This is a genomic window from Lactobacillus sp. ESL0246, assembly GCF_003692965.1.
Classification (GTDB): domain Bacteria; phylum Bacillota; class Bacilli; order Lactobacillales; family Lactobacillaceae; genus Lactobacillus.
Genome location: NZ_REHC01000008.1, coordinates 256,735 through 270,535, shown reverse-complemented (window position 1 = coordinate 270,535; position 13,801 = coordinate 256,735). Strand labels below are relative to the sequence as shown.

Below are 13,801 nucleotides of genomic sequence, written 5' to 3'. Positions count from 1 at the left end.
AATTTATGTTAAAAAGAACTAAGGTAATGTATATAACTATTTTAATACTATATTTTTTATTAATTACTGTCCATGTTTTCCTTGGTATTCATGACGCAAGTGGCCTTCTAAGTGCTAAAGGGAATATTTCAGTGGGGCTTTTCTTTGCATTACAATCTGGAGGAGGAGGCTCTAATATATTAGTAGACATTTCCCAGATGTCTTTGTTAACGATTATCGGTTCTGCTTTCTTTGTTTACTTGAAAAATAATAATATATTTTCTAATGTGCAACAAAGGATTGGTTATGCTACTTTTTTAAAACAAAGTCTTAAAAATACTTTTGGGGCAGCCGCTATCTTATCTCTAGCCACTAATTTATATGAAATGTTCTTAATTAATTGGTTTTATTTTCCTTTTATGTATAAGACAAATGATCAAGTGTATTTGCATGCAATTCGGTCAGCCAATATTTTAGCAGATGATCTATCTGAGATATTGCTATTTATTTTTTTATCAGCTATTGGCTGGGGTATTTTTGCCATTTTAGTTTTTAGCGTGGGACTTTATATCCGCAAAAATGCTTTTTATCCAATAATTGGACCGCTTTTAGGATTAATCTTAATTTTATTACCAACATTAGGTAATATGAATAACCTAATTTGGCACACTTTCTCATATGCTTGGTTCTTTTTTAGTCTGGTGGCACCAGGACAGTATACTTTTATTAGCCAAGCTCCTCCGATTAAACCAATTTTCGCTTTTATTATTGCGACATTTATCTACTTAGCGATTGCAGCAGTTTTAATCAGTGTATGGTACAAACAAAAAATAGAGAGGGAATAAACATGAAGACTAAGCGCTTTAGTTATCGTTTTATCTTAATCGGATTATTGATCACGTTCATTGGTTTTTGGGGCGGACAATTTCTTATTCGAAGAAGTGACCCTAGTACTATGGAATTATTGAATACGTATCTTAATGCTAATTTGGTATCCTTGTACTTGCAGCCAATAATATTAACCCTCTTTTACTCACAAGTTTTAGCACTACGTAAAATTCGGCTTTTTGTTGGTGTGCGCAAAAAAAATAATCAGATAATCGCCTTTCTCTTGGGAATAGCTACCTTTTATTGTTTAATATTTTTATTAAGCTTATTCGTGCCATATTTAGGAACTAATTATCCTTTTTTTAAAAATGGTAGCCCAGTCTTAGGCATGACTTTATTATTATTACATGTTTTTGTTTTGCTTTTTTTGTCTTGGCTTTTGGTGGGTGGCTATCAATTGCACCATCCTTATTTTCTATTATTTTTAGTAATAGTTTTAGATTTAATATATCATTTTATTATTGAAAAAAAACTCTTAATTTTATACAGTCCGTTATATGACCCACTGTATCGGGCAGTGCACCACATTTATGGCGGTTACTGATGGAGAAAGATTATGTTACAAATTGAAAAAATCAAAAAATCATTTGGTAAAAAAGTTGTTTTACAAGATGTATCATTAAAAGCAATGCCAGGCGAAATAATTCATATTTCAGGCATAAACGGTTCTGGCAAGTCTACCATTTTTAAAATTATCACGGGTTTGTTAAAGGCAGATTGTGGGACAGTGAAAATTAGTCCAACTGATGTAGTCGGAGCATTAATTGAAAACCCGGGATTTTTAGAATATGAATCAGCATTGACTAATTTGAAGTTTTTAGCTCACCTTAACCACCGTTATGATGAAACTATAGTTCGGCAGTTACTTACAGACTTTGAACTAGATCCTGACGATCGTCAGGCAATTACCAAATATTCCGTAGGTATGCGGCAAAAAGTGGGCATTATACAAGCAGTCATGGAAAATCAAAATATTATTTTACTGGATGAGCCAACTAGAGGAATTGATCAAGACGGTATTAGTCAATTCGTTACGTTATTAAAGCAACTAAAGCAGCATAATAAGACAGTTATTGTGGCAAGTCATGATAAAGTAGATGAAATTAATTATGATCGTCGTTTGAAGTTGCAAGCCGGAGTTCTTAATGATGAATAAGAAACACATTTTTGGGCTTTATACAGCAATTTGTTGCATTTTAATCTTGTTAGCTAGACAAAGTTGGTCAGAACTTCCCACTGAGCAACTCTGGCAACTTAGTTTTGGTTGGATCAGTACGCCGCTTAAGTTTGCGCTACTTTGTATTAATGTGATAATTTTTGATTATGTTTCTATCATTTTGCCTCGAAATGAGGTCGATTCGCTTAAGAACGAGATTGCGATTCGTAAACCTAAAATGCTAACACTCTTTAAAATGCTTTTCCCGTTAAGATGGCCATATCTTGCAGGTTACCTAATAGTTCATACATTTGCCATTACTAATAGTAATCTTGGACTTTCTTTAACCACCTTAGTGCTAATGGTATTAATTTGGATTTGTTTAACAACAATACCTCTTTATCATTGGTCATTAATAATTCAAAGTTTTGGAATTCTTATTTGCTTAATTTTTCTTCGAATCAGTATCTTTTGCTTATAAAATTAATATTTGCATTCTGATCTTGTATTAAACAATAACTCCAAAAATAATAAAATATCGGTAGATATTTCATTATCTTTAAATCTATTTTGATTAATCTGCAAATTACTAAATAATTGTGATGATTGGTCATGGATATCTTTTTTGGATTAAGGATCTTCCAGTGTTAAAAGTGATTTTCCATCTCGTGTATATAGTGCTGAAGAACCGGCTGATTGCATTTTAGTTTTACTGATCTGGGGAACATCTATTAGATTCGATTGATTTTGGGTAAATGAACAAGGGATACAAAATGAGTAATGCAATGATACTATATCAAGAATATAGAAATTTTTTTGAGAGGAAGAATACAGAAGTATTAATTCATACGGCTTCGTTTGAAGAAGCTAGTGATGTCTCTCAAAAAAATATTAAGGATACAAGAGAATAATTGTGGTGTTCCAATATATATAGATGGTTTGGCCAATACGTTTATCTTGTTTAGTTAATTTAGATAAAAATATGCTTCCGAAATTAAGACATTTTTGTGGTGTATTAATACGCGATAATGTAGTTTTTGTAAGCGGTTGCTTTTTGGATATATTGTGTTATATTTTATACAAGTGATATGTGGATTAGTAAATCAGGAGGCGAATTACATGTTTAAAAAGATGTTTTCAATCGTTCCTATAGTTACTTCTTTAGGACTTGCTAGCACAGCCACCACTACACTAGCACAAAATGTTGGTGGTGGCACATGGAACTATGGAGTAGGCTTGAATGGTACATTTGGCTATTCCGATTATCTTCACACTGCTAGTAGACATGGTTCAGCGGTTGGACCCAATAAAAGTAATCGGGATAAGGCTGTTGCTGATGCCGGAAATTGGTCTCAAGCAAGGTATCACCAATTTCCATCTACAGGGCTAAATTATTGGTGGAGTTATGAATAATAACAAATAACTAATTAATTTCCATTGTTGCCTACTACTCTTGCATACACTTTAATTAGGAAAAAATTACTTTTCTAAAAGTATGCAAGAGTTTTTACTGATATATATAATAATACTATTTTATTTACTAATGCCATTACAACTGAAAGGAAGTGATCTTATCAAAAAAGTAGTTAGCCTATTCTTGGTAATGATGTCCGTTCTGGCAGGTCTATTGGTAATCAATATTTACCAGACCAAGGATCAAGATCGGATTGAAAAAATAGAGGAGACGTCAAACTCGTATAAGGTGTACTTGTCTAATAGTCCACGCACGGCAGACGAAACGCTACCCTTCTTTAAGCGCATAGCTAACAGGTATGGCTTGACGCTGATCAAGACTGATTATGACGGGGGAACCGTAATCAAGTCGGCTGTGGTCAGCAAGGTCAGTTTCCCTTATTATGAATTCTTCGCCCGGAATAAGAAGTTTGACCTATTTCCAAACAAGAAGACCGTGTATGTACAGGGCAGGGATATCCCCGTGTTCTGGAAAACTGAGCGTATCAAACTGCAGAGCATCGACAAGTTTTGGGGCAAGGATGACAAGTCCGTGAATGGCGTCTACACGGTTATCGGTAATTTGAAACACCGCAGGGTAGTTGTGCGCAAATTGGCTACATTTTTTAATACGAGCGAGAAAGACCTATTGACGCCCAAAGTGTTTTCCAAAAAGGAATACATTAATAGATCGCTGATGATTTATCTGGCCTTGTTCCTAATACTGGCTGTACTAACAGTCCTTGCCACTTTTTCAATTCCACTGACAAACGTTAAGCAAATCGGTGTGTACAAGCTGTTAGGCCTATCTAACTTGGACGTGGTGGGGAAGCTGTTCACTTTGCCGCTTGCGTCCCTTCTCGGTGCTAGCTTAATCTTTGATATCGGAATCAGGTTATTTTTCGTTTACTGGCCAGCGGGCTTTGCCAAGTGGGTGCTGGTTAGCCAGCTAGTTGTCGTCATGATTTTTGCCTTGTCTATTCTTATCGCACTTGCCCTTATTAGGAGTATTCGAATCATCACGCTGCTAAAGCAGGGCATCAACTTCAACCTGGGTATGGCCATCACACTGGTCATCAAAATTGCGACGGTGGTATTGACCACAGTATTGCTAATCGGTGGTTTGGCTAATGTTAAGGAAATCAATGAAAAAAGCAGGCAATATGACAGGGTTGCCCGCTTGGGCAGCTACCTGACGGCGGAACGAACTAGTCTTGTTTCTGCCGAAGCCATTAGAAATGACGATGTTCATAATGGCAAAAATGAGATCAAGATAGGACGCTTCTTTAATGACCTGGAAAAAGGGAGCAATGCCTATTTTGTGTCCGGTTCAATCACTAACCCGCAAAGAAACCTGGCCCGCTTCAAAATCGCTGGTAGCTTTACCTCCAAGGACAGTTACCAAGTGGTGCGGATTAACCAGAATTACCTTAAGCATTTGGGTCTGACTGCACCTACAGGGCTGAAAAACACATTTTACGTACCGATTGAAATGAAGAAGGACCATGATAAGGTAACTAAACTGACCAAGTTACTTGTCCTTGACCGTTCAGACAAGTCAAGAAAAGACTTGGCAAAAACACAAGTAAACATTGTGTATTATCGGTCTGCACCTGCGACCCCAGTTTATCTCAATGAACAACTTAAACTTTTTAAGCGGCCAATCTATGAATTGATTGATTCGGACCACCTGGATCACTGGAGCAAACTGCAGCTGTCCGTTTCGGGTCTGAGTAATCCTATCAGAATCAAAAATAACCGGCATAACCGGGCGCTGATTAAGCGTTTGGGTCGGGCTGAATACATGCGGGGCATTAGGATAAAGTTTGCAACAGCAGCTTCGCTTGCCAATTATCTTACTACTACATACCGCTGGGGTCTGCTGATTTCACTGATTCTGCTGGGCGTTACCTTTACGATTTCACTGGTCGTTTCGGCTTTCAGCGCGGTCCTCTATTTCAGAACCAATGAGCGGGAGCTATCGATTTTGCGCTTGCTGGGCTTTAGGGTCATTGACCGTTATAGCATAGCTATCACCCTCTTACTAAGCCTATATGCAGTTCAAATCGGCGTAGCCTGCTTCTGGGGCAAAAGCTCTGGGGCACTGCTGGTTGGTGTGCTGTTAGCATGGGTTGACCTATTGGTGACGCTGGCTATCTTTATTGGCCAGGAGAACCGGAATATTGTTCAAGTATTGAAAGGCGGGTGAGACAATGATTGAGATCCACAATTTGACCAAATCCTTTGGACGCAAGATCGTTTTTCAGAATTTGAATTTAGAAGTCAAGGACAAAGAGATGGTAGCCATTATGGGTGCCAGTGGTAGTGGCAAGTCGACTTTGTTAAACATCTTGGGATTAATTGATGGTTTTGATTCCGGCAGTTATATTTTCGACGGGCAAAGTAATATTAAGCCCAACAGCACGCAGGCAAGCCGGGAGATTCGCAATAAGATTAATTATATCTTTCAAAATTTTGCATTGATTGATAATCAGACCGTTGCCCAAAATCTGACCTTGGCGCAGAAATATGTTAGAAAAGACAAAGCAGCTAAGATAAGGCAGATTGACGAGACGCTCAGACGGGTTGGTCTTGAAGACTATAAGGACAGCAAGGTCTATGAGCTTTCTGGCGGTCAGCAGCAACGGGTTGCCGTTGCCCGGGCTATGATTAAGCCTAGCCAGTTGATTCTGGCGGATGAGCCAACCGGGTCGCTAGACGAGCAGAACCGCGACATTATTATGAAAGAATTAAGGCAGTTGAACATGATGGGCAAGACGTTGGTGATTGTTACCCATGACCCTGTGGTAGCGGACTATTGTTCTAAAATTATTAAGCTGTAAAAAATGATTTCCACGCCTGAACCTAATGTGAACCCCAAAATTAGGACAGTTTAATAAATTCTAGCTGAGGACTAACTTCCGATATTCAATCGGGGTTAGTCCTTTTAGTTTGTTTTTGAGTTTTGTACTTTTTGATTGCTGGCTCAATTTTAGCTATTTGTATCACCGCATTGTTATGGTACGCCTATTACTACATGTAATACATTGCTATAATTTTTTGCGTCAGAGGATTTTATAGTTTACTTTATATTGTTTCTTTGATTACAACGACATTGATTAAAACTATATTGAAATTAGAACTTTATAAAAATTAATTAGAAAAAATAATATTTCAAGTTTTAGTTAAACTCATTTAGATTTCTTTCCTTACTTTCTAGGTGATCTGAACCCCGAAATTAAGACAAATTAAGAAAAGCGGCTTTTTCTTGTTTTAATACATCTTCTGTAGGTCTACCATCAAGTAAATTGACTAAAGTCCATAATTGATGAGTAGGGTCTTTAAACTCTTGGGTAATGCCGACTTGGGTGTCAATTCGAAAAGTTTCATCATTTAATTTATAGATTGGATATATGGATTTGATTCTTGGACGATTGTATTTCATTATAAATGTTTTCCTTTATAAAAATTTAATTAAAAGCCGAGGTCTTAAATATAGATCTCGGCTAATATTATATATTAATGATGATTTAACAGTTTAGAAGAAAATCCAACCAATTTTAGAGTCGGTAAATGTGGAGATGTGATCAACATTAACGTTTGCACTCATTTCTAGAGACCTCCTTTATCATAAACTTACTTAGATGATTATTATTAAGTTTTCTGACTTAATGATATTATTATAAGTTATTAATTAAAAATGAGAATAGATATATTTTAAAGAAGGTAATCATGACATTTAAAATACGCTAATCCGTTTAAAGTCGGTCTATACATTATTATGTCTATTCTGAATTCAATGCAGGCTGTTTTCGTTGCCTACATGTTGAAACTATTCATTTCATACGCCGAGAAACCTCAAGGCAGTTTGTTAAAGTTAACCACAACTGCTATCTGTGGTTAACTAATTTTTGGCTTGATTGGAATTATTTATCAATATTTATATTCCAAAATTATTGCCGACGTTAACATTAAAATTAAGGAATTGTCTTCTAATTATCTGGTTAAGTCTCGTCGCAGAATTGACTATTATTTTTGATGTTATTCAGTTTATGGCGCCAATCGTGTCTGCTTTCCTTGCTTCATGGATCATTGCCCTCATCTTTGTGGTTGCGTCTTTTGTACCCGCAATTTTGCAAGGAATTATTGGTCCACTGATTGCCAAAAAGTCGGGAAAATGGGGAAAGACCAACAGCCACTACACTGAAACTGTTACTGAGACGGGCATCGGTGCTAATATTGCCAATAACAATATAGTTTCTGGTTTATCTCTTTTCACTAGTAGTACCTCTTGATTTTAATGACTATATCTATTACTACCAAATCCAAACCCGCTACTTAGAGCATCTCTCCGTCCTTGTGCCATAACATGACCAACAGTTTCCCAGGAAGGTCTAATGATAACGTATTCATCAGGTTTCTGTGCAGCCTTAACAGCTTGCTTTGTTTCAACCAGCTTATATAAATCCACAATTGCAACACGCCTTTAAGTTCTATCAAAGTGGTACGACTGATACTGCTGTCAGCAAGGTAACTGGAATTAATCGTGTTACGTTTACTAGATATAGAAAAAAGTTTGGAATTAAGTGAAGAATACAAGGGCTGTACCAATTAAATAAAGTTATTCAGATTAATTTTGGTAGCTTTATTTTTGTGCAATAAAAAATTCTCACAATGAGTACATATGTCGATAATACATATACTAATATATATTATAATGATCAAATTATATCTTTACTATATTATATATATAAATATTAGTCAATTTTATTAGCAATATTTTTTAGTTAAATTGCTTTTAGAGTCTTATTCTTAAGTAAATATCGTGTGAATTGTGCTTGCTGGACTTCCTGCGCATCATAATAATGAGCAACTTCAATAACTGTGCAACTTAAGCCATAGATGATTTCATTTATTTTAGCTGTCGTTTGCGGATCTAAATTCGATGTCGCTTCATCGATTAGAATAATTTTTTTGTTAAACAGTAAAGCTCGCGCAATCTCAACTCTTTGTCTTTGTCCACCTGATAAATCTTTACCATCTTCACCGTAAGTTTTATTTAAGGCGTCTTGGCCAAGTTCTGTAAGTAATCCAACTTTATCTAATACAGCTAAACAAGCATCATTTGAAAAATCTTGTCCCAATGTCAGATTAAATCGTAAAGTATCATTAAATAAATTCGGACTCTGCTTAATGTAGGCAATCATTCCAGAATTAAGAATATTGGCTATTTTATCTGATCCATCTTTTAAATAAATTTTACCGCTCGTAGGACTGACAAAACCTTGAATCAAATTAAGCAAGGTTGATTTACCAGCACCTGACGCTCCAGTAATTAATATTTTTTTACCATAAGGAATAAGTAAATTTAAATTAGCAATAATTGTTTTACCGTTAGCATAAGTAAAGTTGACATCATCAAAAACAATTTTAGGTTGTGCTTTTTCTAAACCCTTTGGGGCATTGCCAAAACTAATTACTTGTTCTTTCAAATTTTCACGAATATTTTGCGTCGTTTTCATTTTATTGAGATATTCAGATATGCTGCTAAGCGGTGCTACAACACGATCACTAGCCATAAAAATGGCAATCAAAGATGCCGAGGTAATGTTTCCTTTAATGATCAAGAATACCCCGACGCTAATCGGGAAAATATAACTAATAACTGATAAAAATGCTCCAACAAAAAATGCTGCTGCTTGCCAATTATTCATTTTTAAATAAGCGATTTCAGTTTTATTTAAATAATTGTCAGTATCTTCATACATTGTTTTTTCGGCTAAGTATGTTCTGATTGTATTCTTTCCCTTAAATAAATCAGTTACCTTGCCCAAAAAAGTGCTACTGTTGTTTTGCCAATTTGCAGAAGATTTAGTCAAAATCTTACTAAACAATTTTGGTGTTAACATCGGTAGTAGTGAAAATATAATAACCAAAAACCCGATTGGAATACTCAAACTTAATATATAAATTACTGAGACCAGCGCCATTAACAATGATGAAATCAAATCAAACAATAAATTAAAGTAATTGGTTTCGAGCAACTTAAAGTCATTAAAAATTTTAGAAATATTTTTCGCTGTATCATCCATAAAATTAGCATTAACGACCTGCTGATAAATAAAATTATGTTTTATCTTTAGGTTCATTTGCTTAATTGCTGTATTAATTAATATTTTCTTCAAAGCCTTAGTTAAGTAAACAATTGTCAGAGCCAATAAGCTTATTCCCGCGTAAGTTAAAAGCTGCCTTACCGTCGAATTACGATTAAAGTTAGCAATATTAGAAAGCACCTGTGCTAATACTACACCATCAAATGATGAAATAAGTGTTGTAATGAAAATTGCAAGCAGTAACCATTTAGGTAACCACTTAACGATGGTTTTAAAGTTCATTATATTACCTGCCTTAACTTGTTTTTAATATATTTATTTTATAATTATTTAATAATTTTGTAAATGTTTAATTAAAAAATAATAAATGCTTATAAATATATATCATAAAAATATTATCAAATTTAATATAATTATAGAATCTCTTGTTTATAGAGATAAAGATTATGAATAATCCCGATGTATCTCTACAAATGGAATTTGAAATTCTAGATCAGTTAAATAATGCAAGTAAGGAATTGATTACGAGGCACGTCAAAACTGAAATAATGATTGTTAACTAAAAGAGGCTCCTGCCTCTTTTAGTTTTTGGAGTATAAAAATGATGACTGTAAAAAATATTAAATCAGAAGTAATTAATACTATTAAAAAATATCTTGAAGATAATATTATTGCTTCTAAAGACCTAAGTTTAAATTCTAATCTAAATTATAGAGTATGATTTAGAAGAAAAATTTGACATAAAATTATCAAATAATATGCAAAATTACGATATTTTACTTTTGGTTAATAAACTAGCACAGTATATAATTCTATGAAAAATTAATAAATTATATAAAAAATTATAAAACACTAAATTACAGGCAGGCTTATCAAATGATTAGCGACTTACCTTATTTGTTGAAATTCTAGTTTTTTTCAAATGTTAAATATTACTAAGAAGCTCATAAAGAGTAATTATAACTATTTAGTGGAAATTCAAGATTACTTTATTATCTTAAAAAAAGCCACAGGGAAGAGGACTTTTGTTAGTTTTCATAATATGATATTATTGTTAAGTATTTGATTTAAAATAATAAACTTAATATATTCGTATATAATATTTACTAAAATTTAAACACATGCAGGAGAATATTAAATATGACTAATTTACTTGAAACAAAAAATCTGGTTAAAAAGTTTAAAGACCAACTGGTTTTAGACGGAATAAATTTACATATTCCAGAAAATAAAGTTTATTGTCTTTTAGGACCTAATGGTGCTGGTAAAACTACGTTAATGAAGATTTTAACGGGAATGATCCCGGCTTCAAGTGGTCAAGTCGAATTTGCTGGTCATGAATGGACAAGATCTGACTTAGCTAAGATTGGTTCATTAATTGAAAATGCTCCTTTATATAGCAATCTGACTGCTAAAGAGAATTTACAGGTAATTTGTCGTTTGCGCGGTACAAGCGAAAATGAAATTCCCGGTATTTTACAAACCGTTGGTCTTAACAATACTGGAAATAAATTAACGAAGAATTTTTCTTTAGGAATGAAAGAACGGTTAGGAATCGGTTTAGCTTTAGTTGGACATCCTAAACTTTTGATTTTAGATGAGCCTACTAATGGACTAGACCCACTAGGTATCCAACAGTTACGTAATTTGATTGCTGAATTCAAGCAGAAAGACATCACAATCATTATTTCTAGTCACATGCTCTCAGAAGTAGAACATCTAGCTGATAATATTGGTATTATTGGTGGAGGTAAGCTCCTTTTGGAACAGCCATATGATCATGAAATTGATTTAGAAAAACTGTTTAATTCTACTTTGGAAAAGGCTGGTGTTATGTATGCTTAAAGCTTTAAAAATTGAAATTTTTAAAACCAAAAGAACAATTATTAGACCTATAACAGTGCTTTTTCCCCTTTTGGTTATGGTTTTCACCATTCTTTTTTTTGATTCTACTGGTTATGTGCTTGAAAGTACGATTAATCAGTGGAGCTTTCTCTGGCTTAATTTATATTTAGCCTTGATTATTGGTCTGATTGATCGTCATGAAAAAAATAGTACGGAGTATAAAATAATTTTAAGTTCTCCCACTAATTTGTTTGCTTATGAATTAGGAAGAATCTTGCATGGTGTGCTGCTGTCACTTGTTGTTAGTCTGGTTTTAGGCGTTTTTCTGCTGTTAACCGGTCTGATTAGTCCGGTTAGGGTTGGAATTATGCCCTGCCTAACAGCAGTCGGGGGACTTTTTTTAACAACTATCTGGGAAATCCCCCTTTATACGTGGTTAAGCAGAATATCTAACCTCTACGTTACTGTTGGGCTAGCCTTTATCGGTTCTATGATTGGCATATATTGTGTAACTACCTTTTCTTGGGGCCAAGTTTTGCCATATAGTTGGTCAGATCTTTTTCCAGTGGCACTGATCAAATTACATATTAATGGCACTCCCATAAAAATTAGTGAAGTTGTACCTAATTCTTCTTGGACTATTTTTGCTTCAATTGGCTTATTTATTATTTTCAGTTATTTGGCATCTTATTCATTTCAAAAGCAGGTGATAAAAAATGCTTAAACAAATTTGTGGTGCGGAAAATGTCAAACTACGGCGCAGCATGCTGCTCTACCTACATCTAATTGCTTTAATTTTCCTCCCTATTATCTTTGGCTGGTATTATGGCAGTCGTAAAAATCTATCCAGTTCAGAAAATATGATTAATATATTTAATACTTTTTTAGCACTTGCTTCGCCGCTTGTGATTAGCATTGTCGTGTGCCTAGTCTATGATCGAGAGAAGAAGGCGGGGGACTTTAAAAATTGGCTAACCGAACCGATCAGCAGAGGCAAAATAATAGCGGGGCAATTGTTTTATTACTGGCTGCTGTACGTAATTGAAATTATCGGCACGAATTTAATTTATTATCTAATCTTGACTTTTGGTTTCAAAGTGGTTGGCATTTCTTTTATTAAATTATTGCTTACTAGCATTGCCATGGCGCTTTTAGGCTTTTTGCAGTATGAGCTTGCTGAAGTGACTGCAATGAAGTGGAACGTTGGTGGTAGTTTAGTTTTAGGCTTCTTTGGCTCAGTAATTGCAATGTTGGCTACAACTTCCTTATTTGATTTTATTTGGCCAATCATTCCTTGGGCATGGCAAAGCCGTTTGACCGTCTTTTGGCTGCCTAACATTCCGCTTGCTTACCAAAAAGTAGCTGCATTGACTTATGTTGTACCCGTTTTGTTAACCATCATCTTAAGTTGGATGATAATACGCTACTTTAACCATTGGCAAGAAAAGGCAGAATAATGAAGTAGAGAAGTTTTTGAATGTATTGCAGTAAACTTCATAGTTTTTGATATTTTACAAAAAAAGTAGGAATTCATTATAGTATCATAAAAACTATTGTCTTTATGATTTTAGAAAAGAATTTAAAATGAAAAAATTAGTTAGAGATAAAATACCTGAATTTGCTAAAGAGGCTAGTTATCGTTACCTAACACATGACGAAATTGAGCCAGCTTTAAAGAAAAAATTAGTGGAAGAAACTAGCGAAGTAGTTAATGCAACCAGTGAAACCAACTTGGTTGAAGAGCTTGGTGATGTTTATGAAGTTTTAAGAGCTTATTTAGACTTTAAGGGGATTGACCAAGAACATTTTTTAAAGGTAGTTGCCCAAAAACGAGCAGAAAAGGGCGGCTTTACAGAATTTATTGAGATGGAAGCTAAAAAATTTGGCTGAACGGTTTCCTTTGAGGTTTTCACCACGATTCGATGAATTGTAAAGCTGTATAAAAGATAATCAAATTGTATCTATATAAATTAGGTTATCAATTTAATAAGTAAAAATGTTTACTTAATAGAGGAGGATGCAAATATGATTGGCAAAGTGAGCAGAGCTCTTTGGGGAATTATAGTTTCATTGTTTTTTATATTTTTACCAAAAATATCGGCAAGTTTACCATATAAAACTAGGCAAATGCTTAATATTATTTTTGGTTTTGAATATTGGAAACAGTTATTGCCACTATTTTTAGGTAAGTTTTGAAAGTTAAACAACTTTTTGCAGTTGCAGGAATTGGATATTTAGGATAATTTAATTCCAATTAATATGGAACAAATATATATTTGAAAATAAAAAGTTAGACATTTTGTTATTAACAGTAAATTTAAGACAAAAGCATTTTTGAATAACGGTGATGTTAAAATTAAAAACTCTC

At 34.2% G+C, this 13,801-nt stretch carries 18 protein-coding genes; 15 read left to right on the top strand and 3 right to left on the bottom strand.

What is annotated here, in order from left to right:
* The first annotated feature begins 5 nt into the window (after nt 1-5).
* The 8 genes from F5ESL0246_RS05345 (at nt 6) to F5ESL0246_RS05315 (ending at nt 6,318) form a co-directional block, all read left to right on the top strand.
* Nucleotides 6-824, top strand: a complete 819-nt coding sequence (locus tag F5ESL0246_RS05345; RefSeq protein WP_122018485.1) for a hypothetical protein — start codon at nt 6-8, stop codon at nt 822-824.
* Nucleotides 794-1,411 carry a hypothetical protein gene (locus tag F5ESL0246_RS05340; RefSeq protein ID WP_158593158.1) on the top strand — a complete coding sequence of 206 codons (618 nt, stop codon included), beginning with the start codon at nt 794-796 and terminating at the stop codon, nt 1,409-1,411. The genes F5ESL0246_RS05345 and F5ESL0246_RS05340 overlap by 31 nt, the downstream gene beginning before the upstream one ends.
* A gap of 12 nt (nt 1,412-1,423) precedes the next feature.
* Complete coding sequence (locus tag F5ESL0246_RS05335; RefSeq protein WP_122018483.1) at nt 1,424-2,023, top strand: ATP-binding cassette domain-containing protein; 600 nt, start codon at nt 1,424-1,426, stop codon at nt 2,021-2,023.
* The gene (locus F5ESL0246_RS05330) at nt 2,013-2,504 is read left to right on the top strand and encodes a hypothetical protein (protein ID WP_147441044.1); all 492 of its coding nucleotides are present in this window, start codon (nt 2,013-2,015) and stop codon (nt 2,502-2,504) included. Before F5ESL0246_RS05335 ends, F5ESL0246_RS05330 begins: the two co-directional genes overlap by 11 nt.
* A 292-nt stretch (nt 2,505-2,796) precedes the next feature.
* A complete protein-coding gene (locus F5ESL0246_RS08260) occupies nt 2,797-2,934 on the top strand; it encodes a hypothetical protein (RefSeq protein WP_158592800.1) in 138 nt (45 codons plus the stop codon).
* A gap of 208 nt (nt 2,935-3,142) precedes the next feature.
* Entirely contained in the window at nt 3,143-3,436 is a 294-nt protein-coding gene (locus F5ESL0246_RS05325; protein ID WP_199688566.1) for a lactococcin 972 family bacteriocin, read from the top strand.
* 130 nt (nt 3,437-3,566) lie between these two features.
* Nucleotides 3,567-5,684, top strand: coding sequence for a DUF1430 domain-containing protein (locus F5ESL0246_RS05320; protein WP_147441061.1), 2,118 nt, complete (start codon nt 3,567-3,569; stop codon nt 5,682-5,684).
* Between the two features lie 4 nt (nt 5,685-5,688).
* Nucleotides 5,689-6,318: an ABC transporter ATP-binding protein gene (locus tag F5ESL0246_RS05315; protein WP_122018480.1), complete on the top strand. Its 630-nt coding sequence runs from the start codon at nt 5,689-5,691 to the stop codon at nt 6,316-6,318.
* 395 nt (nt 6,319-6,713) lie between these two features.
* Here the strand turns inward: F5ESL0246_RS05315 and F5ESL0246_RS05310 are convergent, their stop codons facing one another.
* Nucleotides 6,714-6,920, bottom strand: a complete 207-nt coding sequence (locus F5ESL0246_RS05310; protein WP_122018479.1) for a hypothetical protein — start codon at nt 6,918-6,920, stop codon at nt 6,714-6,716.
* 336 nt (nt 6,921-7,256) lie between these two features.
* Here F5ESL0246_RS05310 and F5ESL0246_RS08460 point away from each other — a divergent pair, with 336 nt between their 5' ends.
* The gene (locus F5ESL0246_RS08460; RefSeq protein WP_255409621.1) at nt 7,257-7,379 is read left to right on the top strand and encodes a hypothetical protein; all 123 of its coding nucleotides are present in this window, start codon (nt 7,257-7,259) and stop codon (nt 7,377-7,379) included.
* 16 nt (nt 7,380-7,395) lie between these two features.
* On the top strand, nt 7,396-7,770 hold the full coding sequence (locus F5ESL0246_RS05305; RefSeq protein ID WP_147441060.1) for a hypothetical protein: 375 nt from the start codon (nt 7,396-7,398) through the stop codon (nt 7,768-7,770).
* A 2-nt stretch (nt 7,771-7,772) separates the two neighbouring features.
* Here the strand turns inward: F5ESL0246_RS05305 and F5ESL0246_RS08255 are convergent, their stop codons facing one another.
* Both F5ESL0246_RS08255 and F5ESL0246_RS05300 read right to left on the bottom strand, forming a co-directional pair.
* Nucleotides 7,773-7,946, bottom strand: coding sequence for a hypothetical protein (locus F5ESL0246_RS08255; RefSeq protein WP_158592799.1), 174 nt, complete (start codon nt 7,944-7,946; stop codon nt 7,773-7,775).
* Between the two features lie 316 nt (nt 7,947-8,262).
* Complete coding sequence (locus F5ESL0246_RS05300) at nt 8,263-9,870, bottom strand: ABC transporter ATP-binding protein (protein WP_122018477.1); 1,608 nt, start codon at nt 9,868-9,870, stop codon at nt 8,263-8,265.
* Nucleotides 9,871-10,728: 858 nt separating this feature from the next.
* Here F5ESL0246_RS05300 and F5ESL0246_RS05295 point away from each other — a divergent pair.
* The 5 genes from F5ESL0246_RS05295 to F5ESL0246_RS08250 all read left to right on the top strand — a co-directional run bounded on the left by F5ESL0246_RS05295 (nt 10,729) and on the right by F5ESL0246_RS08250 (nt 13,629).
* Nucleotides 10,729-11,433, top strand: coding sequence for a lantibiotic protection ABC transporter ATP-binding subunit (locus F5ESL0246_RS05295; protein WP_122018476.1), 705 nt, complete (start codon nt 10,729-10,731; stop codon nt 11,431-11,433).
* Nucleotides 11,434-11,509: 76 nt separating this feature from the next.
* Nucleotides 11,510-12,157, top strand: a complete 648-nt coding sequence (locus F5ESL0246_RS05290) for a hypothetical protein (RefSeq protein ID WP_158593157.1) — start codon at nt 11,510-11,512, stop codon at nt 12,155-12,157.
* Nucleotides 12,150-12,890: an ABC transporter permease gene (locus F5ESL0246_RS05285; RefSeq protein WP_122018474.1), complete on the top strand. Its 741-nt coding sequence runs from the start codon at nt 12,150-12,152 to the stop codon at nt 12,888-12,890. Before F5ESL0246_RS05290 ends, F5ESL0246_RS05285 begins: the two co-directional genes overlap by 8 nt.
* 127 nt (nt 12,891-13,017) lie before the next feature.
* Nucleotides 13,018-13,323: a nucleoside triphosphate pyrophosphohydrolase gene (locus tag F5ESL0246_RS05280; protein ID WP_122018473.1), complete on the top strand. Its 306-nt coding sequence runs from the start codon at nt 13,018-13,020 to the stop codon at nt 13,321-13,323.
* Between the two features lie 135 nt (nt 13,324-13,458).
* Nucleotides 13,459-13,629: a hypothetical protein gene (locus F5ESL0246_RS08250; protein ID WP_158592495.1), complete on the top strand. Its 171-nt coding sequence runs from the start codon at nt 13,459-13,461 to the stop codon at nt 13,627-13,629.
* The last annotated feature ends 172 nt before the right edge of the window (nt 13,630-13,801 follow it).

Bases quoted from the DNA above. Each gene is read 5' to 3' on its own strand.
- F5ESL0246_RS05280 (WP_122018473.1), top strand. From the start codon at position 13,018: ATGAAAAAATTAGTTAGAGATAAAATACCTGAATTTGCTAAAGAGGCT.
- F5ESL0246_RS05345 (WP_122018485.1), top strand. From the start codon at position 6: ATGTTAAAAAGAACTAAGGTAATGTATATAACTATTTTAATACTATAT.
- F5ESL0246_RS05330 (WP_147441044.1), top strand. From the start codon at position 2,013: ATGATGAATAAGAAACACATTTTTGGGCTTTATACAGCAATTTGTTGC.
- F5ESL0246_RS05310 (WP_122018479.1), bottom strand. From the start codon at position 6,920: ATGAAATACAATCGTCCAAGAATCAAATCCATATATCCAATCTATAAA.
- F5ESL0246_RS08460 (WP_255409621.1), top strand. From the start codon at position 7,257: ATGTCTATTCTGAATTCAATGCAGGCTGTTTTCGTTGCCTACATGTTG.
- F5ESL0246_RS05290 (WP_158593157.1), top strand. From the start codon at position 11,510: ATGGTTTTCACCATTCTTTTTTTTGATTCTACTGGTTATGTGCTTGAA.
- F5ESL0246_RS05295 (WP_122018476.1), top strand. From the start codon at position 10,729: ATGACTAATTTACTTGAAACAAAAAATCTGGTTAAAAAGTTTAAAGAC.
- F5ESL0246_RS08250 (WP_158592495.1), top strand. From the start codon at position 13,459: ATGATTGGCAAAGTGAGCAGAGCTCTTTGGGGAATTATAGTTTCATTG.
- F5ESL0246_RS05285 (WP_122018474.1), top strand. From the start codon at position 12,150: ATGCTTAAACAAATTTGTGGTGCGGAAAATGTCAAACTACGGCGCAGC.
- F5ESL0246_RS05320 (WP_147441061.1), top strand. From the start codon at position 3,567: ATGCCATTACAACTGAAAGGAAGTGATCTTATCAAAAAAGTAGTTAGC.
- F5ESL0246_RS05315 (WP_122018480.1), top strand. From the start codon at position 5,689: ATGATTGAGATCCACAATTTGACCAAATCCTTTGGACGCAAGATCGTT.
- F5ESL0246_RS05340 (WP_158593158.1), top strand. From the start codon at position 794: ATGGTACAAACAAAAAATAGAGAGGGAATAAACATGAAGACTAAGCGC.
- F5ESL0246_RS05300 (WP_122018477.1), bottom strand. From the start codon at position 9,870: ATGAACTTTAAAACCATCGTTAAGTGGTTACCTAAATGGTTACTGCTT.
- F5ESL0246_RS05335 (WP_122018483.1), top strand. From the start codon at position 1,424: ATGTTACAAATTGAAAAAATCAAAAAATCATTTGGTAAAAAAGTTGTT.
- F5ESL0246_RS05325 (WP_199688566.1), top strand. From the start codon at position 3,143: ATGTTTAAAAAGATGTTTTCAATCGTTCCTATAGTTACTTCTTTAGGA.
- F5ESL0246_RS08260 (WP_158592800.1), top strand. From the start codon at position 2,797: ATGAGTAATGCAATGATACTATATCAAGAATATAGAAATTTTTTTGAG.